The organism is Arthrobacter sp. MW3 TE3886, assembly GCF_041262145.1.
GTDB lineage: Bacteria > Actinomycetota > Actinomycetes > Actinomycetales > Micrococcaceae > Arthrobacter.
In genome coordinates this window covers 585,503-610,911 of sequence record NZ_JBGCAN010000001.1, presented here as the reverse complement: position 1 = coordinate 610,911, position 25,409 = coordinate 585,503, and the positions used below count along the sequence as shown (strand labels likewise).

General features: G+C 68.1%; 17 protein-coding genes. 11 read left to right on the top strand and 6 right to left on the bottom strand.

All coding sequences use genetic code 11. The annotated features are described in order from the left end of the window. Positions 1-130: 130 nt before the first annotated feature. The 3 genes from ABH915_RS02875 (at position 131) to ABH915_RS02865 (ending at position 4,279) form a co-directional block, all read left to right on the top strand. Complete coding sequence (locus ABH915_RS02875; RefSeq protein WP_370117569.1) at positions 131-2,881, top strand: PEP/pyruvate-binding domain-containing protein; 2,751 nt, start codon at positions 131-133, stop codon at positions 2,879-2,881. Between the two features lie 98 nt (positions 2,882-2,979). Beyond that, a complete protein-coding gene (locus tag ABH915_RS02870) occupies positions 2,980-3,927 on the top strand; it encodes an alpha/beta fold hydrolase (protein ID WP_370117566.1) in 948 nt (315 codons plus the stop codon). Between the two features lie 148 nt (positions 3,928-4,075). Beyond that, positions 4,076-4,279, top strand: a complete 204-nt coding sequence (locus ABH915_RS02865; protein WP_009357211.1) for a cold-shock protein — start codon at positions 4,076-4,078, stop codon at positions 4,277-4,279. Between the two features lie 151 nt (positions 4,280-4,430). Here ABH915_RS02865 and ABH915_RS02860 read toward each other — a convergent pair whose 3' ends face one another. Continuing rightward, positions 4,431-6,407 (bottom strand): amino acid transporter, encoded by a 1,977-nt coding sequence (locus tag ABH915_RS02860; protein WP_370117560.1) that lies wholly within the window; start codon positions 6,405-6,407, stop codon positions 4,431-4,433. Between the two features lie 187 nt (positions 6,408-6,594). Here ABH915_RS02860 and ABH915_RS02855 point away from each other — a divergent pair, with 187 nt between their 5' ends. The 3 genes from ABH915_RS02855 to ABH915_RS02845 are packed head-to-tail and all read left to right on the top strand — an operon-like array spanning position 6,595 to position 11,831. After that, entirely contained in the window at positions 6,595-9,306 is a 2,712-nt protein-coding gene (locus ABH915_RS02855; RefSeq protein WP_370117557.1) for a DUF4118 domain-containing protein, read from the top strand. Beyond that, positions 9,303-9,977, top strand: a complete 675-nt coding sequence (locus tag ABH915_RS02850; RefSeq protein ID WP_370117554.1) for a response regulator — start codon at positions 9,303-9,305, stop codon at positions 9,975-9,977. The genes ABH915_RS02855 and ABH915_RS02850 overlap by 4 nt, the downstream gene beginning before the upstream one ends. A gap of 39 nt (positions 9,978-10,016) precedes the next feature. Continuing rightward, the gene (locus ABH915_RS02845; RefSeq protein WP_370117551.1) at positions 10,017-11,831 is read left to right on the top strand and encodes a diguanylate cyclase; all 1,815 of its coding nucleotides are present in this window, start codon (positions 10,017-10,019) and stop codon (positions 11,829-11,831) included. Here ABH915_RS02845 and ABH915_RS02840 read toward each other — a convergent pair. Next, positions 11,828-13,141, bottom strand: coding sequence for an acyl-CoA dehydrogenase family protein (locus ABH915_RS02840; protein ID WP_370117549.1), 1,314 nt, complete (start codon positions 13,139-13,141; stop codon positions 11,828-11,830). The genes ABH915_RS02845 and ABH915_RS02840 overlap by 4 nt on opposite strands. Positions 13,142-13,309: 168 nt before the next feature. Here ABH915_RS02840 and ABH915_RS02835 point away from each other — a divergent pair, with 168 nt between their 5' ends. The 4 genes from ABH915_RS02835 (at position 13,310) to ABH915_RS02820 (ending at position 19,995) form a co-directional block, all read left to right on the top strand. Further along, the gene (locus ABH915_RS02835; protein ID WP_370117546.1) at positions 13,310-15,070 is read left to right on the top strand and encodes an AMP-binding protein; all 1,761 of its coding nucleotides are present in this window, start codon (positions 13,310-13,312) and stop codon (positions 15,068-15,070) included. 2 nt (positions 15,071-15,072) lie between these two features. After that, positions 15,073-15,579, top strand: coding sequence for a MarR family winged helix-turn-helix transcriptional regulator (locus ABH915_RS02830; protein ID WP_018775963.1), 507 nt, complete (start codon positions 15,073-15,075; stop codon positions 15,577-15,579). Between the two features lie 57 nt (positions 15,580-15,636). Continuing rightward, the gene (locus ABH915_RS02825) at positions 15,637-16,635 is read left to right on the top strand and encodes a putative zinc-binding metallopeptidase (RefSeq protein WP_370117543.1); all 999 of its coding nucleotides are present in this window, start codon (positions 15,637-15,639) and stop codon (positions 16,633-16,635) included. 183 nt (positions 16,636-16,818) lie between these two features. Further along, the gene (locus tag ABH915_RS02820; protein WP_370117541.1) at positions 16,819-19,995 is read left to right on the top strand and encodes a bifunctional cytochrome P450/NADPH--P450 reductase; all 3,177 of its coding nucleotides are present in this window, start codon (positions 16,819-16,821) and stop codon (positions 19,993-19,995) included. Between the two features lie 20 nt (positions 19,996-20,015). Here ABH915_RS02820 and ABH915_RS02815 read toward each other — a convergent pair whose 3' ends face one another. The 4 genes from ABH915_RS02815 to ABH915_RS02800 form a co-directional block, all read right to left on the bottom strand. Beyond that, positions 20,016-20,795 carry an enoyl-CoA hydratase gene (locus tag ABH915_RS02815; RefSeq protein ID WP_026539393.1) on the bottom strand — a complete coding sequence of 260 codons (780 nt, stop codon included), beginning with the start codon at positions 20,793-20,795 and terminating at the stop codon, positions 20,016-20,018. A 69-nt stretch (positions 20,796-20,864) separates the two neighbouring features. Then, positions 20,865-21,824 (bottom strand): 3-hydroxyisobutyrate dehydrogenase, encoded by a 960-nt coding sequence (gene mmsB, locus ABH915_RS02810; RefSeq protein WP_370117538.1) that lies wholly within the window; start codon positions 21,822-21,824, stop codon positions 20,865-20,867. Further along, positions 21,817-22,944 (bottom strand): enoyl-CoA hydratase/isomerase family protein, encoded by a 1,128-nt coding sequence (locus ABH915_RS02805; protein WP_370117535.1) that lies wholly within the window; start codon positions 22,942-22,944, stop codon positions 21,817-21,819. Before ABH915_RS02805 ends, mmsB begins: the two co-directional genes overlap by 8 nt. After that, the gene (locus ABH915_RS02800) at positions 22,944-24,443 is read right to left on the bottom strand and encodes a CoA-acylating methylmalonate-semialdehyde dehydrogenase (protein ID WP_370117533.1); all 1,500 of its coding nucleotides are present in this window, start codon (positions 24,441-24,443) and stop codon (positions 22,944-22,946) included. Before ABH915_RS02800 ends, ABH915_RS02805 begins: the two co-directional genes overlap by 1 nt. A gap of 131 nt (positions 24,444-24,574) precedes the next feature. Between ABH915_RS02800 and ABH915_RS02795 the strand changes: the two genes are divergently transcribed. Next, positions 24,575-25,381, top strand: coding sequence for an exodeoxyribonuclease III (locus ABH915_RS02795; protein WP_370117530.1), 807 nt, complete (start codon positions 24,575-24,577; stop codon positions 25,379-25,381). Positions 25,382-25,409: the final 28 nt, after the last annotated feature.

The following is a 25,409-nucleotide window of genomic DNA, read 5'->3' as shown; positions in this document are numbered from 1 at the left end:
CGCCGGACTCAGGGCCGGCGGCCGCCCGCGGCTTGAATACGTGGCTTGACCACGTGGCTTGAAGACGCGGACAGGACGTGGGAGCAGGGAAATGGGTTCTGCAGATGGCAGGGCGCCGGAAAGTCTCGTCATGGATCTCAGCGAACTGGGCTCCGCTCCCCTGCCGCTCGTGGGCGGAAAGGCCCTGAACCTCGGCAAGCTCACGGCCGCAGGGTTCCGCGTACCCCGCGGATTCTGCCTCACCACGGTTGCCTACCGAAAGGCGGCCCCGGCCGAACTGGACGCGCTGGCAGCCCGGCTGGACACTGCGCAGTACGGCTCGTCGAACGACGGCGAACCAGACGACGGCGAACCAGGCCGCCCCGGGTCGGCCCAGCCCGGACCAGACTTGGGCGAACTGGCCCGGCAGGCGCGGGAAATGATCGTGACCGCGCCGATTCCCGCCGACGTCGATGCCGCCCTCCGCGGCGCGTATGCCGCGCTGGGCAGCCGGGCCACAGTGGCAGTCAGATCCTCCGCCACCGCCGAGGACCTGCCCTTCGCCAGCTTCGCCGGCCAGCAGGATTCCTTCCTCAACATCTCCGGAGCAGACGCCGTCGTCGAGTCTGCCCGGCGCTGCTGGGCCTCGCTCTGGACCGAACGGGCCGTGGCCTACCGCGCCGCCAACGGGATCAGCCACCGTGAGGTGGGGCTCGCCGTCGTCGTCCAGGACCTGATCACCGCCACCAGCGCCGGCGTGCTCTTCACCGCCAATCCCGTGACAGGCACCCGGACCGAAACGGTCATCGATGCGAGCGCCGGGCCCGGCCAGGCGGTGGTCTCCGGCAGCGTGAACCCGGACCATTTCGTCGTGGATACGGCCACGGGACGCATCCTCCTCCGTTCACCGAAGGGGACCGCGGGCCGGCGGCGGCCGAGCCTGGACGACGCCCGGATCCGCGAACTCACGGCCCTGGGCGATACCGTCCAGCAGCTGTTCGGTGCACCCCAGGATGTGGAATGGGTGATCGACGTCGCGGGCAGGATCTGGGTGACCCAGTCGCGGCCCATCACCACGTTGTATCCGTTGCCGGACCCCGCCGCGCCCGAACCCCTGGGCGCGGAGGCAGGGGCCGCCACAGACACCCGCGTGTACCTGTGCGGCACCTTGCTCCAAGGCCTGACCCGGCCGCTCACCCCGATGGGGCTTTACGTACTGGGCTCAATGCGGAACGGCAAGGGGCCGTGGCTGTACGTCAACCCGGGGCTGCGCATGTATGTCGACATGACACCCATGGTGCGCAATAAATACGGCCGCCGCTATCTGCTGCGGATGCTCCCGCTGGCGGACGGGCGGTCGGGCGCGGTTTTTCCGGCACTCCTCGACGATCCACGGTTCGGCGTCCGAGAACGGCCGCGGCGCACGGCGCGTGCCGGCGGCGCGGGAACGCCAGCCCCGGCAAAGACGGGGATGGGCCCCGCTGCAGCCCGCCGTACGGACAACATAGCCAATCTGGCTCTGATCGTCCGGGTGATTCCGTCCATGCTGCGGGCCGCGGTACGGCCCTCCGCCGAACTGCGCCACGCCTTCGACTACGGCAAGCGGCTCGAGGCGCAGCTGGTCCTGCCCGAACCCGCCACCGCCTTCGGCCGGCTGGACCACGTCGTGCGCATCCTGGCGCGCACCACGGACGAGCTGATCCCGGCAACACTGCCCGGGCCGTCCGTTGGTTACCTGCTCCTTGCCGCCGCCCGCCGGCTGCTGCGGGGCATCGCGGAACCGCGGGAACTCGAGGCGGTATTGCGGGGGCTGCCCAACAACGTCACCACCGAGATGGACCTCGAGCTCTGGCAACTGGCCGTCACGATCCGCGCGAATGACGCGTCCCGCGAGGTGTTCCTGGCCCACGGACCCGGCGAACTGGCCGCCATGTACGCCGCCGGCGCGCTGCCGGCGGTGGCGCAGACCGGTCTGCATGGATTCCTGGACCGCTACGGCCACCGCGCCGTGGCGGAGATAGACCTTGGCATGCCACGGTGGTCGGAGAAGCCGGACCACATCCTCGGCATGATTTCCAACTATCTCCATGTCGAGGATCCAGAGCAGGCGCCCGACCGGCAGTTTGCCCGCGCGGAGGAACATGCCGAGGCCAGGATCCGCAGCCTGGTGGAACGGACCAGGGTCCGGAGCCGGATCCGCGCCCGGCTGGTGGAGTTCTGCCTGCGCCGGACCCGCGAGTTGTCCGGACTGCGCGAACTGCCCAAGTTCTACATCATCCTCACGCTCGCGGAAATGCGCCGCCAACTCAAAGTAGTCGGCGCCGAACTGGCCCGGTCCGGAGCGATCGCCGCCGTGGACGACGTGTTTTTCCTGGAATTCGACGAGGTCCGCGTGGGTCTGCGGGGTGCGGATCTCAGAGGTGTCGTGGCGGATCGCCGCCGGCTCTACGACGTCGAACTGCGCCGGCGCCGGATTCCCCGGGTACTGCTCTCCGATGGCACGGATGTGGAGGCCGCGGTAATGGCCAAGTCCCCCGCTTCCGACGCCCTCACCGGGACTCCGGCGTCGGCCGGCAGCGCCACCGGAACGGTCCGGGTCATCCTGGATCCGGTGGGCGCGCACCTCGAGCCCGGGGAAATCCTCGTGGCCCCCTCCACCGACCCCGGCTGGACGCCGCTGTTCATGACAGCCGGCGCCCTGGTGATGGAAATGGGCGGGGTGATCTCGCATGGCGCCGTGGTGGCCCGCGAATACGGCATCCCGGCGGTGGTGGGCGTGCCGGACGCGACCACCCGTTTACGGACCGGAGAGACCGTGACCGTGGACGGATCGGCCGGAACGGTGCGGCAGGTGGATGCCCCGCTCTCCCCCGCGACGGCCGCCGGCAGCCTGGCTGGCTGAGCCTGAACCTCCGGACTGTGCCGGTGCTGTGCCGGTGCCGGCCGTCCAATTGCGGCGGGACCTCCGCCACGCCGCCAGCAGGGGGCTATGTTAGATAGATGGTGTCTGCCGGCAGTAACGCACAGGGCGGCCAGGTTCCCGAGGGCTTTGGTTCGGGGCTGGTGGACGATGCCGCCCGCCGGGACGCCGCGTTGCCCGACTTCGATTGGGCCGTCCTTCCGGAAGGCGTGATGCGCGGTGTGTTCGAGGCACCGAGCGGGACCCTGGCGACGATCGCTGCAGGAGATCCCGGGAAGCCGCGCGTCGTGCTCGTCCCGGGCGCAACCGGCTCCAAGGAAGACTTCATTCTCATGCTGCCCGAGCTCGCCGCGGCCGGCTATTTCGTCCTCAGCTGCGACATCGCCGGGCAGTATGAATCCGCCCAGGCCGGGCCCGAAAACCTCGTTCCGCCCCGGAACTGCTACGACTACGAGCTGTTCCGCGACGATCTCCTGGCCATGCTGGACACCGCAGAAGGCGCGGTGCACGTCGTGGGGTACTCCTTCGCGGCGGTAGTTGCCCAACTGGCGTTCGCCCAGCGGCCAGAAAAGTTCCGCAGCCTGACCTTGATCAGCTGCCCGCCGGAGCCGGGCCAGAGCCTCCGCTACGTGCGCCTGGCAGGCTGGATCAGCTGTTGGGTCAACTCCAGGGTCGGCACCGCTTTAATGATTTGGGGTATCCGCAGGAATATTGCGCGGGTGGCGCCGCAGCGGCTGCGGTTCGTCAGGAGCCGGTTCGCGTTCACGCGCCGCGCCTCGGTGGTAGACATCATCGGCCTTATGAAGCGCACCCCGGATCTGCGGCGGGTGCTGGCGGCCGCGACACTGCCGAAGCTTGTCGCAGTCGGCGAACATGACCTCTGGCCGCTGGCGTTGCATCGGAGCTTCGCGCAGTCGATCGGTGCGCGGATTTCGGTCTACCGCGGGGGCCACAGCCCGTCCGAGACCTCGCCGTACCAGATCAGCCGGGACCTGATTGCGCTGTTCGACGCCACCGTCTCGGCCTGACGAAAGCGGCCGGTTCGGGACGAAGACCCCCGTCAGACCCTTGCACCGCGGCCCGTCGCACCGTACGTTGGGGACAGCGGACGAATGTCTCCGCAGCCGTTGGCCTTATGGCCGCCGGAGATCAGCAGCATTTCAGAAGGATAAAGGCATGGCTACAGGCACAGTTAAATGGTTCAACGCCGAAAAGGGTTTTGGCTTCATTGCCCCGGATGACGGGTCGGCCGACGTTTTCGCCCACTACTCGGCAATCGCTACCAGCGGCTACCGCTCGCTGGACGAGAACCAGAAGGTTGAATTCGACGTCACGCAGGGCCCGAAGGGTCCGCAGGCTGAGAACATCCGCCCGCTCTAAGTACTCCGGAAAAAGCCCCGGCCGCTTGGCCGGGACACTTTCCCCGAAGACCACAACGCCCCTCCGGAGGATTCCTCCGGAGGGGCGTTTGTGCTCTAGGCGTTTGTGTTCGGGACGTTTGTGTTTGCCGGCCCTGCTGCCGGGCGCGGTGTCAGCCGACGTGCACCCACGGACGCCGCGTGACGTCCGGCTCCGCCTCGCGCAGTACTTCGCGCGTCACCGGGGCGATCTCGCCCTCGCCGAAGGCCAGGAACCGCAGGAGGTTGGTGAACGGATTTCCCTCCGTCCAGCGGAAGTAGATGTGCGGCATCAGCCCTGTGACGTCGCGGATGTGCAGCAGCACCGAGGCGATCGTGTTCGGAACGACAGGGCCGTGGACCTCCAGGATCTGGTACCCGTGCCGGGTGACCCCGCGGACCTCCAGCGCGGTCTCGAAGTCCGAGGAGTCATCCACCACGACCTCCAGGAACAAGGCCTGGTAGTCGACCGGAAGGTGGCTGACCTCGATCGCGGACGTCAGCTTGTCCCGGTATGCCTCAGGGCTCAGCCGGAGCGGTTCGTGGGCGATGATCGCGATCGGGCCGTCCACGTTGGCGGACATGAACTCCAGAGCCTTCCGGTCCATGTGGACATGGGTGGCGTGGAGTTCGAAGGAGCGCCGGACGCGCGAGAGCAGGGAGATCACGATGATCCCGAGGATAAAGAACGCGGCGATCCGGATGCCTTCGGGCCGCTCGAAGATGTTGGCCACCGTGGTGTAGATGAACACGACGGCGATGATGCCGAAGCCGACGCTGCGCTTGCGCTGCCGGTGGCTGCGCGCCGACAGCGTCACGGCAATCGCCGCCGACGTCATCAGGACCAGGACGCCGGTGGCGTAGGCACCGCCCTGGGCATCGACGTCGGCGTCGAACAGCCAGGTGATCAGGAACCCCACCAGCGTGAACACCAGGACCAGCGGCCTGACCGCACGGGCCCATTCTGGAGCCATGCCATACCGGGGCAGATAGCGCGGTACGAGGTTCAGCAGCCCGGCCATGGCGGAGGCGCCCGCGAACCACAGGATGCCGATGGTGCTCAGGTCATAGACAGTGCCGAATCCGTTTCCCAGGTATTCGTGCGCGAGGTAAGCCAGGGCGCGCCCGTTCGCCTGCCCGCCGGGCTGGAATTCCTGCGCCGGGATCAGGACCACCGTGGTGAAGCTCGTGGTGACGAGGAACGCGCTCATGATGAGGGCCGCCGTCGTCAGCAGCCGGCGGGCACCCTTGATCCGGCCCTGGGGGTTCTCCTCGGTGTCCGTGGCGTGGCCGCGGATCTGCGGCATCACAGCGACGCCGGTCTCGAACCCGGACAGGCCCAGGGCCAGCTTGGGGAAGACGAGCAGCGCGATGCCCACCACCATCAGCGGGCTCCCGTGCTGGGTGGTCAGGGCAAGCCACCAGTTGTCGACCGCCACCGGGTGCTGCAGGACCTCGATGATCGTTGTGATGACCACGACGACGTTCAGCCCGAGGTAAATGCCCACCAGGACGACGGCGACGCCGATCGCCTCCTTGAAGCCGCGCAGGAACACGGCGGCAAGCAGGGCCAGCAGGAACAGCGTGACCGCGACGTTCTGGCCCTGCATCCAGGCGGGGGCGAACGGATTCTCGATCGCGTGCGCTGTAGCGTCCGCGGCGGAAAGCGTCATGGTGATCATGAAGTCGGTGGCCGCGAAACCCAGCAGCACCAGGACGAGCAGTTTCCCGCCCCAGCGCGGCAACAGCCGCTCCAGCATGGCGATGGACCCTTCGCCGCGAGGGCTCTCGCCGGCCACCCGGCGGTACACCGGCAGCGCGCCCAACAGGGTCACGGCGACCAGGACCAGGGTGGCCAGCGGCGAAATCACCCCGGCCGCGAGCGCGGCGATGGCGGGCTGGTAGCCGAGGGTGGAGAAGTAGTCCACGCCGGTCAGGCACATGACCTGCCACCACGTGTGCTTTTTCAGGTGGCTGTCGCTCACGGCCCCGGGCCCCTGGTGGATTCCCTTGGCGTCCTGCAGGCCGAACAGGAGCCAGTTCCTGAAGTGCTCCCCGGCTCCGGGCCGGGGCGCTGACGGGTCTGCCGGAGGCCGGCTGAGGGTGGTCATGATGTCCTTTCCACGCGGCGCACCGCGCCGCTTCCGTCCGCGACAGTACCAGTCTCCGCAGCCGCTGCGGCCGTCCGGCGAACAATCCTGATGCTTCCTTAACGCGGCCCTCAATCCCGGCGTTTCTGGTGCCGGTCCGGGTTCCCGCCGCGTCGCCGTCGTCGCCTCCAAGTGACAGAATGACGGCATGGCACGTGGAACGTTGCGGATCTTCCTGGGGGCCGCGCCCGGAGTGGGCAAGACCTACGAAATGCTGGAGGAAGCCCACCGCCTCGGCGGGCGCGGCGAGGACGTTGCCGTGGCGCTGGCGACGGACCACGGTCGCAGCGAAACGCAGGCGCTCCTGGCGGGACTCGAAGTCATTCCGCCCCGCCGCCTGAGGCACGGGGGTTACGAGTACGAGGAAATGGATCTGGACGCGGTCCTGGCCCGGGCCCCCGAGACTGCGGTAGTGGACGAATACGCCCACTCCAACGTCCCCGGCGGCCGCAACCAGAAGCGCTGGCAGGACGTCGACGAACTCCTCAGCGCCGGGATCAATGTCCTGTCCACGGTCAACATCCATGATCTGGCGTCCCTTGGCGACGTGGTCCGAGCCGTCACCGACGTCCGGCAGGCGGAGACGGTGCCGGATGACATCGTGCGCCGCGCCGACCAGATCGATCTGGTCGATATACCGCCTGACCTGTTGCGCCAGCGGTTGAGCGAGGGCAAGATTTACGCCGCGGACAAGATCGATGCGAACCTGTCCAACTATTTCCGGCTGGGCAACCTGGGCGCGCTCCGCGAGCTCACCCTGCTGTGGCTCGCTGACCGGGTGGACGAAGGGCTGGCAAAATACCGCGCCGAGAACGGGATCCAGGACAGCTGGCCGGCCCGCGAGCGCATCGTCGTGGGCCTGGCTGGGGGCCCTGAGGGCGAGGCACTCATCCGGCGTGGGGCACGCATCCTGACCCGCGTCAGCGGGGGAGATCTCCTGGCCGTCCATGTCCGGGCCGCCGATCAGGTTGCCTCGGAATCACCGCAGGCGCTCGAACAGCAACGGCGGCTGATCCAGGACCTGGGCGGCAGCTACCACATTGTGGCCGGAGAAGACCCGGCGGCCGCGCTGCTGGACTTTGCCCGCAGCGTCAACGCCACCCAAATCGTGGTCGGCATCTCGCGGCACAAAAACCTCGCGGGCCTGCTGGGCGGCCTCCTGGGCGGCGGAGTGGGCACCCGGGTGGTCCGGGACTCCGGGGACATCGATGTCCATATGGTCTCCCACCCGCTCGGGGCCCGGGGCACGGGATGGCCGCGTCCCGGCGACCTTGGCCGGGTCCGGATCGCGGTGGGCCTGATCCTGGCGGTGCTCCTGCCTGCGCTGCTGCAACTGCTGCTGGTCTTCGTGAATCCGGAGCACAGCGTCGCCACCGCCATGCTCGTCCAGCTGAGCGGCTCCGTGGCGGTCGCGCTGGTGGGCGGGCTGTGGCCGGCGGTCCTGGCAGCCCTGTGGAGCAGCCTGCTGGTGAACTATTTCTCCACGCCACCGACCGGCAACCTGATCATCAGCGATCCGCAGAACGTCCTGGCGCTCTTCGTTTTCCTCGGGGTGTCGTCGGCGGTAGCAATGGTGGTGGACCTGTCCGCCCGCCGTTCGAAGGAGGCCGCCCGGGCCACGGCCGAGGCCACCACACTCAGTGATCTCACCCGCGGGGCGGCCGGCTCCGAGGACACCGTCCAATCGCTGCTCAACCAGGCCAGGACAGTCTTCCAGGTCCGCGGGACGGCTCTTCTCCGCCGGGGCGATGACGGCGACGGAACCTGGCGGGTCCTGGCGTCCGCGGGCGAGGTTCCGGCTCCGACACTGCGGCCGGCCCCGGAGGCGCCCGACCCGGAGGGGCCCGACCCGGCAACCGGAGAAAGTCCCGACCGCGAAAACGTCGAGGAGATCGACTCCGCCACCCGGCTGGTTCTCTACGGACGGATCCTCCCGGCCAGTGACCGGCGGCTCCTCGCGGCTTTCGGTGTGCACCTGGCCGCTCAGCTGGAGCGCCAGCACCTCGTGGCCAGCAGGCGCGAAATGATGCGCCTGGCCGAGAGCAACAGCATGCGCACCTCCATCCTCCGCGCAGTCTCGCACGATCTCCGGACGCCGCTGGCCGGGATCAAGCTCGCCGTCGGCGGTCTCCGGCAGAACGGTGTCCCCTATACCCCGCAGGAAGAGCAGGAACTGCTGGCCACGATCGAGGAATGCTCCGACCGGCTCGAAGTGCTGGTCGGCAATCTGCTGGACATGTCCCGTCTCACGTCCGAGTCAGTCAGTCCCCAGCTACACCCCCTCCGCTGGTATGAAGTCATCCCCGGCGCACTGCACGGCATCCCTCCGGGCCGGGTGCGGGTGGAGCTTCCGGCCAACATGCCCGAGATTGATGCCGATCAGGGCATGCTGGAGCGCGTCGTCGCGAACATCGTCGAGAACGCAGTCAAGTACGCCCCGGATTCAGACATTGTGGTGGCCGGGGCCGCTGGCGGGCTCAGTCCGGCCGTGCTCGACGGGCGGCCCGCCGGAGAGCTGCGCATCATCGACCACGGCCGGGGCATCCCCGCGGAACGGGTCCTGGACATGTTCCGCCCGTTCCAGCGCCTCGACGACTCCGCCCAGGCCGCCGGCGTCGGGCTGGGATTGGCCGTGGCAAAGGGATTCACCGAGGCGATGACCGGACGGCTCGCGGCGGAGCCGACGCCAGGCGGCGGCCTGACCATGGTGATTACCCTCCCGCTCTCCACCGGAGAGCCCTTCGATGCCCGTCCCGGCGGGGACCTGTTGGAGCCCCAAGCGGCGCTGACCGGTCGCCGCCACCTGCCAGCGCCGGCGTCGCCGTCGGCGTCGTCGGTTTCCTCGCCGGACGCAACATGACCGCCGTCCTGGTGGTTGACGACGACCCGCACCTGCTGCGTGCACTGCGCATCACCCTGCAGGCCCATGGCTATGAGGTCGCCACATCGGCGGACGGCCGGTCTGCGCTGCTGCAGGCCAGGCAGGGGCCGCCTTCGGTGGTGATCCTGGACCTCGGCCTGCCGGATCTGGACGGCACGGCTGTGATCAAGGAGCTCCGCGGATTCAGCAGCGTGCCCGTCCTGGTGCTGTCCGCAAGGCACGGCTCCGAAGACAAAGTCGAAGCTCTCGACGCCGGCGCGGATGACTACATCACCAAACCGTTCGGCCTGGACGAGCTCCTGGCCCGGCTCAGGGCCCTGCTGCGCCGCAGCGTCGAACCGGAGCTCGAAGCCGTGGTCCGGACCGATGCCTTCACCGTGGACCTGGCCAAGCACCGGGTGACCAGGGACGGCGCGGATGTCCGCCTGACCCCCACGGAATGGAAGATTCTGGAGGTTCTGGTCCGGAATCCGGAAAAACTCATCACCCAGCAGCAGTTGCTCTCCAGGGTCTGGGGTCCGGCCTACGCGAAAGAGACCAACTACCTCAGGGTCTACATAGCTCAGCTGCGACGCAAACTGGAGCCGGACACCGCCAGCCCGCGGCATTTGCTCACCGAGGCCGGCATCGGCTACCGGTTCATGCCCTGATGGTTTTCGTATGCCGCGTACGGCATGGATACTGGGGCAATGACTAAACGTAGCCCGCTCAACAGGGACGATGCCGGCACATCGCCGTTGCCGGAGATTCCGGCGCAGCTGCGCGCCGTCCTCAACGGGATCCCGGCCATGGTGGGCTATTGGGACACGGGACTCCGCAACCGCCTGGCCAATGACGCCTACTGCGAGTGGTTCGGGTTCGCGCCCCGGCAGCTTCACGGCATGCACGTCCGGGACGTGCTCGGCGAGACCGTTTTCGAGGCCAACCGGCCGCACATCGAAGGGGCGCTCGCCGGGGAGCCGCAGCAGTTTGACCGGACCCTGGTGGATGCCGCGGGCCAGTCCCGGTTCACCGAGGTGACTTACACCCCCGATTCCCAGGACGGCGCGGTGCAGGGCTTCTTCGTCGTGGTCACGGACATCACCGGGCGGGTGCTGGCCGACCGGCGCCGGCAACAGGACATGGACCGGTACCGTGCCCTGGCGCGAAGCGTCCCCGGCGTCTTCGTCCTCCTCTTCGACGCCGAGCTGCGCTACCTGATCGCCGAAGGCCAGGAGCTGGAGACGTTCGGCTACCGCAGGGAAGAACTCGAAGGCCAGCGCATCCAGGACGTGCTCAAGGGCGATCTCGCCAGCGAGCTCGAGCCGCGCTACCGTGAGGCCCTCGCCGGCCGCGACGTGTCATGGAACCGGCAGATCGGCCACCGCACGTACCGGCTGAACGCCGGGCCGGTCTTCTCCGACGACGCGGCCGCGGCCGGCATGGTGGTGGCGGTTGATATCACCGAGCGCCTGCAGCAGCAAAAGGTTTGGGAGGCTTTGCATGAGATAGCCACCGAGGTCGCCCGCAACGCCGCCCCCGCAGCCATCTCCGAGAGGGTGGCCGCGATTGTCCGCGACCTGTTCAACGTCGATTCCGCCGCCGTCGTCCGGTTCACGGGCGCGTCCTCGGCGGAAATCGTCGCCATGGCGCCGACGCTTCCGCCGACGCTGAGCCGGCGGCAGATCTTCGCACCGACGGACGAGTCCGCCACCGTCCGGGTGGCTGTGACCGGCAAACCGGCCCTGGTTGTCTACGGGGCGGAAGGCGGACAGGCCGCGGAGCAGATGCGCGCCGGAGGCTTCCAGTCCGCGGCGGCGGCACCGATCAGGGTCCGCGGCAGCCTGTGGGGCGCGGTGAGCCTGACCTCGAAGTCGCGCACCGGGGTCACGGAAGCGATGACGGAGCGGCTGGCCCAGTTCGCGGAGCTCGTCGAGATCGCCATCGGCAACACGGAGGCACGGACCGACCTGGAGCAGCAGGCCACCACCGATGCCCTCAGCGGCCTGCCCAACCGGCGGGCCCTGGAACGGCACCTCGCCGAACACGTTGCGCAGGCCGCGAGCCGCGGCACGCGCCTGAGTGCCGTCGTCCTGGATATCGACCACTTCAAGAGGGTCAACGACACCCACGGCCACCTGACGGGCGACGTGGTCCTGGCGGAGGTCGCGGCCAGGCTCCGGATGGTCGCCCGCGCCGAGGAGATCGTGGCCCGATTCGGCGGCGAGGAGTTCGTGTGGCTGCTTCCGGAGACGGACGGCACCGAGGCCCTGCGCGCCGCCGAACGCGCCCGCGAGGCCATCGCGTCAGAACCGTTCGGCGACGTTGGTTTCCTGACGATCTCCGCCGGAGTCTGCGAGCAAAGCGACGCCGCGGCCGGCTCGCTCCTGGACTGCGCGGACCGGGCCTTGTACGAGGCCAAGAACGGCGGCCGCAACCGCACGTCCCGCTACGGCCACGCCAGCCCGGCCGCGCAGACCCAGGCAGGCCAGGCGCAGGACGGCACTCAGACGCGGGGAGCCTAGACGAACGCGGACTTTCCCGTCACGGCCCGCGCCACGATCAGTGAATTGATTTCGTAGCTGCCCTCATAGGTATAGAGGATCTCGGCGTCGCCGAAGAGCTTGCCCATCTCGTAGTCGCTGCTGATGCCGTTGCCGCCCATGAGGGACCGGCCCATCGCCACCGAGGCACGCGCCAGCCGCGTGGTGGTCGCTTTGGCCATGGCGGCCTGGACCATCTCGAGCTTGCCCTCCTCCTGGATGCGCGCCAGCTGGGCCATCAGGGCCAGGGAGGCGGTCGCGTTGCCCAGGATCTCGGCGAGCTGCTGCTGGATGAGCTGGAAGCGGGCCAGTTCCTTGCCGAACTGGCGGCGCTGCAGCGAATAGGCGCGCGCGACGTCGAACGCGGCCAGCTGGATGCCGGCACCCTGCCAGCCCACCCAGGCCCGCGAATCGCGCAGGAGCTCGTTGGCCTTGGAGAAGCTGGTGGCGCCGGGGAGCAGGTTGGCCGCCGGGATGCGGACCTCGTCGAGGACGATGTCCGCGTTCTGCATGATGCGCAGGCCGATCTTGTTGGCGATCTTCGTGGCGGTGTAGCCCGGCCGGTCCGTCTCCACGATGAAGCCCTTGATGTGCTGGTCGGCGACGTCCCGGGCCCAAACGAGGGCGAAGTCCGCGATGGTGCCGGCGCCGATCCAACGCTTGGCGCCGTTGATGACCCACTCGTCGCCGTCCAGCCGTGCGGTGGTTTCCAGGCCGCCGGCGATGTCCGAGCCGTGGTCCGGCTCCGTCAGGGCGAACGCCCCGAGCTGGGTGAACGCGGTGAGGCCGGGGAGCCAGCGTGCCTTCTGTTCCGCCGAGCCCAGCTCGTCGATCATGCCGACGATCAGCTCGTTGTGGATGCCGACGAGCGCCGAGAGGGAGACGTCGGCGCGGGCCACCTCGACGTACATGAGCCCCTTGAAGAGCTTGGACGTGCCGTCCGTTTGCAGCCCGCCCAGACCGTATTTGCCGAGTTCGGCGAGCAGTCCGAAGGGAAACTCTTCGCGGTTCCAGTAGTCGATCGACGCGGCCCGGATCCGGGACTGGAGGAATTCCCGGACCTCCTGGTAGCGGAGCTGTTCGTCCGGCGGCAGCAGGTCCACGATGTACATGAGGTCGGCGTCGGGAAACGGCGGCTGCGGTGCGGCAACGGCGGCGTTCGATCCGGTGTTTGTTTCCGCTGTTTTTACGGCTGTGTCCGATTCCGTGTTTGTTTCGGCTGTTTTTTCCGCTCTCGCGACCGGTCCGCTGGCACGTCCTTGTGGCTGCACGGGCACGTATCCCTTCGTCATGCAACGCCTGCAGAGCAGCGCCGCCCTTCCAAACCCTTGGATGTCCTAGTATATTGCACAGTGACGGGGATCACTAGGCAGGCACTGCCGGCCGGTGGATCCCAGGCAACGGCGCCGTGCCACCGACCGCCCGGAACGGCAGCGCCAGAGGACTTCGAAAGGTGCACCATGACCGTGACTGAGGAATTCCGGGCCGCGCGGGACCGGCTGCTGGCCCTGCGCGGGGACTACGACGGCGCCCGCAGCGAATTCCAGTGGCCCCGCTTCGAGGAGTTCAACTTCGCACTCGACTGGTTCGACCAGCTCGCCGCAGACCCTGCCAAGGCCGACAAGCCTGCGCTGGTGATCGTCGAACAGGACGGGTCCGCGACCCGGCGCAGCTTCGCGGACCTCTCCCGGCGCTCGTCCCAGGTGGCCAACTGGCTGCGCGGGGCGGGTGTGCGGCGCGGGGACCGGATGATCATCATGCTCGGCAACCAGGTGGAACTCTGGGAACTCATGCTGGCCGGCATCAAGCTGGGCATCGTCATGATTCCCACCACCACACTGATGGGACCTGCCGACCTCCAGGACCGGGTGGAGCGCGGCGGCGCGGCCTGGGCCGCCGTCGGCAGTGCCAACATTGCGAAGTTCGCCGACGTCGCCGGCGACTACACGCTGATTGAAATCGGCGGCAGCGCCGGGGACCCCGCCGCCGCTGCCCAGGAGAATGACCAGGACAATGCCTTGCAGTACTACGGGGCCGACGCGGCCGCGGCCGGTGCGGACTTCACCCCGGACGCCCCCACCCTGGCCGACGAGACGCTCCTGCTCTACTTCACCTCGGGCACCACGTCCAAGGCCAAACTCGTGGAACACACGCACACCTCCTACCCGGTGGGACACCTGTCCACGATGTTCTGGATCGGGATGGAACCGGGCGACGTGCACCTCAACGTGGCCTCGCCGGGCTGGGCCAAGCACGCCTGGTCCAATGTGTTCACCCCCTGGATCGCCGAGGCGTGCGTGTTCATCTACAACTACGAACGCTTCGACGCCAGGGCGCTCATGGAGCAGATGGACCGCGAGCGGGTCACGAGTTTCTGCGCCCCGCCCACGGTCTGGCGGATGCTGATCCAGGCCGACCTGACCCTGCTGAAGAATCCGCCCACCAAGGTGGTGTCCGCCGGCGAGCCGCTCAACGCCGAGGTGATCGACCAGGTCCACCGCGCGTGGGGCCAGACCATCCGGGACGGCTTCGGGCAGACCGAATCCACCGTGCAGATCGCGAACACACCGGGACAGCCGATCAAGATCGGCGCCATGGGCAGGCCGCTGCCCGGCTACGACGTCGTGCTTGTGGACCCCGCCACTGGTGAGGAGGCCGACGACGGCGAGCTCTGCCTGCGCCTCGACCCCCGCCCCGTGGGGCTCATGAAGGCGTACCACGGCGACCCGGACAAGACGGCGGAGGCGTTCCGTGACGGCTACTACCACACAGGGGACATTGCGAGCCGGGACGAGCGCGGCATCATCACGTATGTGGGCCGCGGCGACGACGTCTTCAAGTCCTCCGACTACCGGCTGTCCCCGTTCGAGCTGGAGAGCGTGCTGATTGAGCACCCGGCGGTGGCGGAGGCCGCCGTCGTTCCCTCCCCTGACCCGCTCAAACTGTCGGTGCCGAAGGCGTTTGTGGTCCTGGCGGCCGGGCACCAGCCGGGACCTGAGCTGGCGGAAGACATCCTGCGGTACTGCCGGGAGCACCTGGCGCCGTTCAAGCGGATCCGCCGGCTGGAGTTTGCCGAGCTCCCGAAGACGATCTCCGGCAAGATCCGGCGCGTGGAGCTGCGGCACAGCGAGGAAGTGCGCCACGGCGGCGGGGCCGTCCCGGAAGGCCTCGGCGTCGAGTACTCCGACTCCGATTTCCCCGGGCTCAAGGGTCAGGGCTGAAGATGGGAACACCGCTGCCGCGAGATCCGATCGCCGACGCCCGGCTGAACTGGGAACGCCACGGCTGGTCCGACGTCGCCGCCCCGATGGCCGCCATCACCGCCATCATGCGGACCCAGCAGATCCTGCTCGGCCGGATCGAGGCGGTGCTCAAGCCGTTCGGGCTCACCTTTGCCCGGTACGAGCTGCTCGCGTTGCTCAGCTTCGCCCGCAGCGGGGCGCTCCCCATGAACAAGGCGAGCGCGCTGCTGCAGGTCCATCCCACCTCGGTCACCAACGCCGTGGACCGGCTCCAGGAGGCCGGGCTGGTGATCCGCTCGCCGCACCCGACAGACGGCCGCACCACCTTGATCGAGCTCACCTCCGACGGGCGCGCCCTGGCCAAACGGGCGACGGCGGTGCTGAACTCCGAGGTCTTCGGCCAGTCCGGCTTCGGCGACCAGGACGTGGACCAGCTGATCCGGATCCTGGGCACCTTCCGCCGGAACGCCGGTGATTTCAGCGGCTAACGCCCGGGCCATGGCGGGCAACGGGTGAAGCCCGGTGGCCGCGGCTAAGATCATGAAGTGAAAAAACAATCCTGCGGTGTCTGCGGTTCGAGTGTGTACTTTGAAAATTCGGTCTGCCTGCACTGCGGAACTGACTTGGCCTACCTGCGGAACGCCCGCGCCATAGTCGCGACAGGCAATCAGGGACAGTACACCGATGATTCGGGAGCAACCTGGTACCGGTGCGCCAATTCTTTGCTTTCCGGTTGCACTTGGCTTGCCCCGGAGGGCGGCGGTCAATGCTTCAGCTGTGAACTCACGCGGACTCGACCCAACGACAGCGACGCCAAAGGCCTATCGCAGTTCGTTGCGGCTGAGCGGGCCAAGCGTCATCTCATTGCTGAGCTCGATGGGCTGGGCCTGCCGGTCATCACGCGCGCAGAAGACCCTGACGGGGGACTGGCTTTCGACCTGTTGTCCAGCGTCAAGGAAAATGTGGTGATCGGTCATGCTGACGGTGTGATCACCATCAATCTGGCCGAAAGCGACGATGCCTATCGGGAACGGATGCGTACCCAACTCGATGAGCCGTACCGGACGATGCTCGGGCATTTCCGGCATGAAGTGGGGCACTATTTTGAGACGGTGCTGGTGTTCAGCGATGACGGACGGACGCGCGAGGCCCGTCATCTCTTTGGCGACGACACCAAGGACTACCAGGCAGAGGTAGACCGCCACTACAGCGAAGGCGCCCCGGCGGACTGGAATGAACGGTTCATCTCAAAGTACGCAACCATGCACCCCTACGAGGACTTTGCGGAGTCGTTCGCCCATTACCTTCACATCTGCGACACCCTCGACACCGCCCGGGAATTCGGGCTCATCCCCAGCAGTTCCCGGGGGACCTCTTTCCAGGAACGTGTGGAAACCGAATGGCTGCCGCTCTCCCTTGCCCTGAACCAGGTCAACCGCAGCATGGGGAAAGATGATCTCTACCCCTTCGTCCTTTCCGGCGCAGTTATCGACAAGCTTGAGTTCGTCCACGGGCTGCGCACCGCCGCGACGGCCGCCGGCTAAGGAACGCCCCGCCCGCTGACAACGAAGGTGCCTAGGCGTCCGGGCAGGCGGCAGGAGGCCGGGCCGGAGCTATTCTGCGCGGGATCGGACCGGAGTATCGTGGTGCGGAGCCGGACAGTGCCGTCCGGCCACGCAGCAAGCAGTGCTCACAGCGCGTCCATTGGCGATCGCCCAGGAGTGGCCATGACTTCGCCCAGCGTCCCCATACCGCAGCCTCCCACGAAGCCGGTGGTCGGCAATTTGGCCGACATCGACTCCAGCAAGGGAATCCTGGGAATAGTCGAGGTGGCCGAGCGGTACGGCCCCATTGTGCGGATCCAGTTCTTCAACCGCAGCGTCATCGCCATCTCCTCCCAGGAACTCGTCAACGAGGTGTGCGACGAGTCCCGGTTCGGCAAGGTGCTGGGCGTCTCCCTGCGGCAGGTACGCGACTTCATTGGCGACGGCCTTTTCACGGCAAGAACCGAAGAACCAAACTGGCAAAAGGCCCACCGGATCCTGATGCCCGCATTCGGGCCCGCCGCGCTGAAACGGATGTTCACCGGCATGGACGACATCGCCGAGCAGCTGCTCCTGAAATGGGAGAGGCTCGGCCCCGCGGCCCGGATCGACGTTCCGGACAACACCACCCGGCTGACCCTGGACACCATTGCCCTGTGCTCGTTCAGCTACCGTTTCAACAGCCTCTACCGCGAAGAGATGCATCCCTTCGTCGGAGCCATGGTCCGCTCCCTCGTCGAATCCGGGGAACGGGCCCGCCGGCTGCCGGTCCAGAACAAAATCATGCTGCGCCGACGGCACCAGCTCGAGGAAGACCACGCGCTGATGTTCGAGGTCGCCGACCAGATGATCAGAGACCGGCGGCGCAACCCCAGCCCGGCAGGCAGCGAAGACATCCTGGACACCATGCTCAACGCCGCGGATCCGGTGACCGGCGAGCGCTTGGGCGAGGAAAACGTCCGCTACCAGATGGTCACCTTCCTGGTGGCCGGACATGAGACCACCAGCGGCCTGCTCTCCTTTGCGCTGTACGAACTACTGCGCCACCCGGAGGTCCTCGCCAAGGCGCGCGCCCAGGTGGACGAGGTCCTCGGCACCGAAAGCGCCCGGTTCGAGCACCTGCCCCGGCTGGGGTACCTGGACCAGATCCTCAAGGAGACCCTCCGGCTGTGGCCCACCGCCCCGGCGTTCAACGTCGCCCCGTATGAGGACACGACACTTGGCGGCCGCTACGAGGTCCCGGCAGGCCAGCCGATCCTGGTCCTGATCCCGCAGCTGCACCGGGACAAGGCGGCGTGGGGCGAGGACGCCGGGATCTTCGATCCGGACCGGTTCTCCCCCGTTCGGGCCGCCGAAATCCCTGCCAATGCCTGGAAGCCCTTCGGCAACGGGCAGCGCTCCTGCATCGGCCGGGGATTTGCCCTGCAGGAGGCCATGCTCTTCCTGGCCAAGCTCCTGCAGCGTTTCGAGGTCACGGCGGCGGACCCGGGCTATGAGCTGCAGATCAAACACACGCTGACCATGAAGCCTGAGGGGCTGTTCATCCACGTGCGCAGGCGGGACGTCACCATCGCGGCCGGCCCCACTGCCGCCGTCGAAGCGCGGCAGGCCGAAGCCGCAGCGGCGGCGGCCGCGCCCAACGGCGTCCCGATCCGCGTGCTCTACGGTTCCAATGCGGGCACGTCGAAGGACTTCGCCCAGCGCCTCGCCAACGACGCCGGACGGCGCGGCTACAGCCCCACCATCGGTCCGCTCGATGAGGCCGCCGGCGGGTTGCCAACGGAGGGGCTCGTCGCGATCGTGACGTCCTCCTACGAGGGGCAGCCGCCGGACAACGCCCGAAAATTCGTGGCCTGGACCGAGGGCCTGCGGCCGGGCGCCCTCGCCGGGGTGCGGTACACGGTCTTCGGCAACGGCAACAAGGACTGGGCGCGAACCTACCAGGAGGTGCCCAAGGCCATCGACGCACGGCTCGAGGACGCCGGTGCCACGCGGATCTATGCCCGGGGCGAAGCCAACGCCCGCGGCGACTTCTTCGGCGATTTCGAAGAGTGGTACGCGGGATTCTGGCCCGCGGTGGACGCCGCCCTGGGGCAGCGGACCAGCCCGCCGACAGCGCAGCCCGAACTGGAACTGCAGTTCGTCGGCAACGTCAGGGACCCGATGCTGCGCCAGAACGGGCTGGCGCTGGGTACCGTCGTCGCGAACCGGGAACTGGTCGACCTGGCCAAACCCGACGCCCGGTCCAAGCGGCACGTCGAGATCGCCCTGCCCGAGGGGATGAGTTACCGGACCGGGGACTATCTGGCCGTGCTGCCGCTGAATCCCAGCGAACTCGTGCAGCGGGCCCTGGCCCGCTTCAACCTCGACTACGACTCGCACGTCCAGCTGACCATGGAGCGCGGGGACACGTTCCTGCCCACGGGCGCACCGGTGGCCGTGGGCGAACTGTTGAGCAGCTACGTGGAGCTCGCCGTCCCCGCCACCCGCACCCAGCTCGAGGACCTGGCCGATGTCGCGGCGGATCCTGCCCACCGCGCCGAACTTGAGGCCCTGGCGCAGGACCGCGTGCGGTACGCGGCCGAGATCCTCGACAAGCGCGTTTCCATCCTTGACCTGCTGGAGACGTATCCGTCATGCCAGCTGTCGTTCACCTCGTTCCTGCAACTGCTCACCCAGCTGACCCCCCGGCGGTACTCCATCTCCTCGTCCCCGCTCTGGAGCCCCGACCACGTGACCCTGACCTTCGCCGTCATCCAGGCTCCGGCGTGGTCCGGCCGCGGCGTCTTCGAAGGGGCCTCGTCCACCTACCTCGCCCAGGCCAGGCCCGGGTCAAGGGTCGCGGTTACTGTCCGGCCCTCGAACGCTGCCTTCCACCCGCCGCCGTCGCTGGCGGTCCCGCTCATCATGGTCTGTGCGGGGACGGGGCTGGCCCCGTTCCGCGGGTTCGTCCAGGACCGGGCGCTGCGGGCCGAGGCCGAGGACACGACGCCGGCGCCCGCCCTGCTGTTCTTCGGCTGCCGCGCCCCGGACACCGATTTCCTCTACCGCGCGGAACTTGCGTCGTGGGCGGACCAAGCCAACCTCGATCTGCGGCCGGTCTTTTCCACCGCACCCGAGGACGGCCTGAAATACGTCCAGGACCGGCTGTGGGCAGACCGGGCCGACGTCGTCGAGCTGGTCCGGCAAGGCGCCACGGTCTACGTCTGCGGCGACGGCAAGCACATGGCGCCTCAAGTCCGGGAGACGTGCGCCCTCATTTACCAGGAAGCGACCGGCGCCTCCAAGGCGGAGGCCGAGGCCTGGATGGATGAAGTGGAGCGCACCCACGGCAGGTACGTGGCCGATATCTTCACCTGATGCCGGCCGGCCGGCACCGCTTAGCGGTGGTTGAACTCCGGCTGCCGCTTCTCGGTGAAGGCGGCCATGCCTTCCTTCTGGTCCTCGGTGGCGAACAGCGAGTGGAACACGCGCCGCTCAAACAGCACGCCCTGGGCAAGCCCGGTCTCAAACGCGGCGTTCACCGCTTCCTTGGCCACCATCGCCACCGGCTTGGATTTGGACGCGATCACCTCGGCTGCCTTCAGCGCCTCCGCGACGACGTCCGCGGCGGGGACCACCCGGGAGACCAGGCCCGCGCGTTCGGCCTCCTCGGCGTCCATGAAGCGGCCGGTCAGGATCATGTCCATCGCCTTGGACTTGCCCACCGCGCGGGTCAGGCGCTGCGAGCCGCCCATGCCGGGGAGCACGCCAAGGTTGATTTCCGGCTGGCCGAACTTGGCGTTGTCCCCGGCGATGATGAAGTCGCACATCATCGCCAGCTCGCAGCCGCCGCCGAGCGCGAAGCCGGACACGGCTGCCACGACGGGGATGCGGAGCCGGGTGAAGTCCTCCCAGCCGCGGAACCAGTCCGCCGCGTACATGTCCATGTAGCCCTTGGACTGCATTTCCTTGATGTCCGCGCCGGCGGCGAAGGCCTTCGCCGAACCGGTCACCACCACGGCACCGACCCCCGGGTCCGCGTCCATCCCGGCGACGGCCTTCACGAGTTCGTCCATCGTGGCCTTGTTCAGGGCGTTGAGGGCTTCGGGCCGGTTGAGCGTCACGAGGCCCACGCGGCCGCGGCGCTCCACCAGGATGTTTGCGTACTGTTCCGTCATGGGTGGTCCCCTTAGGTGGTGCTCGTCTGGTTCTGGTTCTGTTGCTGCGGGTAGAGCCCCGGTCCGGGGCTAGTGCCCTGCCGTGCCGGCTTCAGATGTGCCTGCTTCCGACTTTTCACGGATGTCGGTGATGATGCCGGAGAAGTCCCGGCCGGCACCGCCTTCCGCGGCAAAGGTATCGTAAATTTCGGCCGCGAGGGGGCCGAGCCGGGCCGCGACGCCGGTGCTCTGCAGCGCGTTGAGGGCCAGGTTGAGGTCCTTGGCCATGAGCGCCCCGGCGAAGCCCGGCTGGTAGTCCCGGTTGGCGGGGCTCGTCGGGACGGGACCGGGCACGGGGCAGTTGGTGGTCAGCGCCCAGCACTGTCCCGAGGCGGCGGAGGCCACGTCGAACAGTGCCTGGTGCGTCAGGCCGAGCTTCTCGCCCAGCACGAACGCCTCGCTGACGGCGATCATCGAGACGCCCAGGATCATGTTGTTGCAGATCTTGGCCGCCTGGCCGGCACCGTGCGCGCCGCAGTGGACCACCCGCTTGCCCATGACTTCCAGCAGCGGGTGGACGGCCTCGAAGTCCTCGGGGAGGGCCCCGACCATGAACGTGAGCGTGCCGGCCTCGGCGCCCACCACGCCTCCGGACACGGGGGCGTCGACGGCGCGGTGACCGGCCGCGACCGCGAGTTCTGCGGCCTCGCGGGCCTCGTCCACGTTAATCGTGGAACAGTCCAGGAACATGGTGCCCGGGGCGGCCGCTTCGAGCAGGCCGGGCGCACCGCCCGTGCCGCGGTAGGCGTCAAGGAGGTGCTTGCCGCTGGGCAGCATGGTCAGCACGACGGCGGCGCCCGCCGCCGCCTCGCCAGCCGTCCCGGCAGTGGGAATACCGTGCTCCCGGGCGGCGTCCAGGGCCGCGGGCACGACGTCGAAGCCGGTCACCCGGTAGCCGGCCTTGACCAGGTTGACGGCCATGGGGCCGCCCATGTGGCCCAGGCCGAGGAAGGCGATGGTGCCGGTTTCAGGGGCTCCTGCGTCAGACATTGTTCTTCTCCTTGTTCTTCTCTTTCGGAGAGAGCATCAGTTCGCTCCCGCCCAGCGGGGCGAAGTAGGCCGCGACGTCCGTCCCGGTCACCTCGGCGAGGGTGGCGGGCTTCCAGCGGGGATTGCGGTCCTTGTCCACCACCTGGGCCCGGATGCCTTCGCGGAAGTCGGGGCCGGCGAGGAAGCGCAGGCCGACGCGGTACTCCTGCTCCAGCGCCTGCTCCAGGCTCAGTCCGCGGACCCGGCGCAAGGATTCCAGCGCCACCTTGACCGCCGTCGGCGACTTGGCCTCGATGGTGTCCGCGGCTGCGGCGGCCTCCCCGCCCCGCTCTCCGCCAAAGGCCCGCAGCCGGCGCAGGATCTCCTCGGCGTCGTCGCTGGAGTAGCAGGCGTCAATCCATTCCTGCTGTCCGGCCAGTACTGACGTCGGTGCCGGTTCGGCGAAACGGGCGACGGCGGCCTCCGCCGCCTCGGTTTCGAGCGCGGCCGCCAGTTCCGGCAAACGGCCGGAGGGCACGAAGAAGTCGGCGAGGCCCAGGAAAAGCGCGTCCGCGCCGCTCAGGTGGGCACCGGTCAGGGCCGCATGGGTGCCGGTCTCCCCCGGCGAGCCGGAGAGCAGCAGGGTGCCGCCGACGTCGGGAACAAACCCGATCGTCGTTTCGGGCATGCCCGTGCGGGTACGTTCGGTGACGATCCGCAGGGACCCGTGCGCCGAGATCCCGACGCCGCCGCCCAGAACCAGCCCGTCCATGAACGCGACGTACGGCTTGGGGTACTCGGAGATGAGCAGGTTCAGCCGGTACTCGACCGCCCAGAAGTCCGCGGTGGCATCCCCGCCGTCGAGCATGTCCCGGTAAATGGCCACGATGTCGCCGCCGGCGCAGAGGCCCCGGTCGCCGGCGCCGCGGACCAGCACCGCGGCGACGGCGTCGTCGTCGGCCCAGAGCGTGAGCTGTTCGAGCATCGCGGCGGCCATGCCGGCTGTCAGGGCGTTGACGGCCGCGGGCCGGTTGAGGGTCACGACGCCGAGGCGGCCGCGCCGTTCAAACGTCACGTCCCCGGTCAAGGGTTCGCCGGCCGCTGCTCCGCTGTCCGCTTCCCGCGGAACTTCCGCCGCCATCAGCTGCCTTCCGGCATGACGAAGCTGCTGCCGGAACGGATGCCGGAAGGCCAGCGGCTCGTGACCGTCTTGGTCTTCGTGTAGAAGCGGAAGGCGTCGGCCCCGTGCTGGTTGAGATCGCCGAATCCGGAGGCCTTCCAGCCGCCGAAGGTGTAGTACGCGATCGGCACGGGGATGGGGACGTTGATCCCCACCATGCCCACCTGGACCCGGCTGGCGAAGTCGCGGGCGGCGTCGCCGTCGCGGGTGAAGATGGCCACGCCGTTGCCGAACTCGTGTTCGCTGCAGAGCCGGAGCGCCTCGTCGTAGTCTTCGGCGCGGAGCACGCTGAGGACCGGGCCGAAGATTTCCTCCTTATAGATCTTCATGTCTTTCGTGACGTTGTCGAAGAGCGTGGGCCCGACCCAGAAGCCGCCGTCATAGCCTTCCACCTTCAGGCCGCGGCCATCGGTCACCAGGCTGGCGCCTTCGTCGACGCCGGAGGCGATGTAGCCTTCGATCCGGGCCTTCGCAGAGGCCGCCACTACCGGGCCGAAGTCGGAATCCTTGGCGAGGCTGTGGCCGACCTTGAGGCCGGCGATCCGCTCCTGCAGCTTCTCCACGAGGACGTCCGCGGTCTTCCGGCCGACCGGAACGGCCACCGAAATCGCCATGCAGCGCTCGCCAGCGGAGCCGAAGCCTGCCCCGATGAGGGCGTCCGCGGCCATGTCCAGGTCCGCGTCGGGCATGATCACCATGTGGTTCTTGGCGCCGCCGAAGCACTGCGCGCGCTTGCCGTTCGCCGCGGCGGTGGCATAGATGTACTGGGCGATGGGCGTGGAGCCGACGAACCCGATGGCCTGGACCCGGGGATCCTCCAGCAGCGCGTCCACCGCTTCCTTGTCCCCGTTGACCACGTTGAACACGCCGTCGGGGAGGCCCGCCTCGGTGAAGAGCTCGGCCAGCCGCAGCGGCACGGAGGGGTCCCGTTCGGAGGGCTTGAGGATGAAGGAGTTGCCGGCGGCGAGCGCGGGCCCGGACTTCCAGAGCGGGATCATGGCCGGGAAGTTGAACGGCGTGATGCCAGCGACGACGCCGAGGGGCTGGCGCATCGAGTGCACGTCGACGCCGGTTCCGGCGTTGTCCGAGAACTCGCCCTTGAGCAGGTGCGGGGCGCCGGCGGCGAATTCGACGACTTCGATGCCGCGCTGGATGTCGCCCTTGGCGTCGGGGAAGGTCTTGCCGTGCTCGGAGGACAGCAGCGTGGCGAGCTCGTCCATGTGCTCGTTGACGAGGTCCACGAACTTGAGCAGGATCCGGCCGCGGCGCTGCGGATTCATCGCAGCCCATTCCACCTGCCCCTTTTCGGCGCTGGCAATCACATTGCGCACTTCCTCCGTGCTGGCCAGCGGCAGCCGGGCCTGGACCTCGCCGGTGCAGGGATCATAGACATCGCTGAACCGGCCGGAGGTGCCGTCAACCCGCTGCCCGTCAATGTAATGGGATAGTTCTCGAACCATGACCGAATGCTCCTTTGCATGTGACCTAGATCATCTCTGCAGCCGAATATACTCGGACTTCCTACTAATTTCCAGAGGACGGAGCCGGCTGGCTGCTTCGTCCGGGGGCCAAGTTCGGTAAGTTAGGGACTGTGAAGATTGCTACCTGGAATGTGAACTCGCTCCGTGCCCGCGCCGACCGTGTGGAGGCCTGGCTTCAGCGCACGGACTGCGACGTCCTGGCTATCCAGGAAACCAAGTGCAAGGACGAGAACTTCCCCTGGGAGCTCTTCGAGAGCATGGGCTACGAGGTGGCGCACTTCGGCCTGAGCCAGTGGAACGGCGTCGCGATCGCCTCCCGGGTGGGGCTCGACGACGTCGAACGCACCTTCCTGGACCAGCCCGTGTTCGGCAAGAGCGGCAAGGACGCCGTCCAGGAGGCCCGCGCCATCGGCGCCACGTGCGGCGGCGTCCGGGTCTGGAGCCTCTACGTCCCCAACGGCCGCGCCCTCGACGATGAACACATGCCCTACAAGCTCAACTGGCTGGACACCCTGAAAACCCACGCCGGCACCTGGGTCAAGGAGGACCCCCAGGCGCAGATTGCGCTGATGGGCGATTTCAATATCGCACCCCTGGATGACGACGTCTGGGACATCGACTTCTTCCGCGCCAACGCCATGACCCACGTCAGCGAGCCTGAGCGGGCCGCCTTCCACGCCTTTGAGGAGGCCGGCTTCCAGGATGTCGTCCGCCCGCACACCCCGGGGCCCGGCGTCTACACCTACTGGGATTACACGCAGCTCCGCTTCCCGAAAAAGGAGGGAATGCGGATCGACTTCATCCTCGCCTCCCCGGCCCTGGCGGCACGGGTCACCGGTGCGATGATCGACCGCGAGGAGCGCAAGGGCAAGGGCGCCTCGGACCATGCCCCGGTGATTGCGGAACTGGCGGACTGATGGCTGCCGCCCAGAGAAGCGTCGTGAT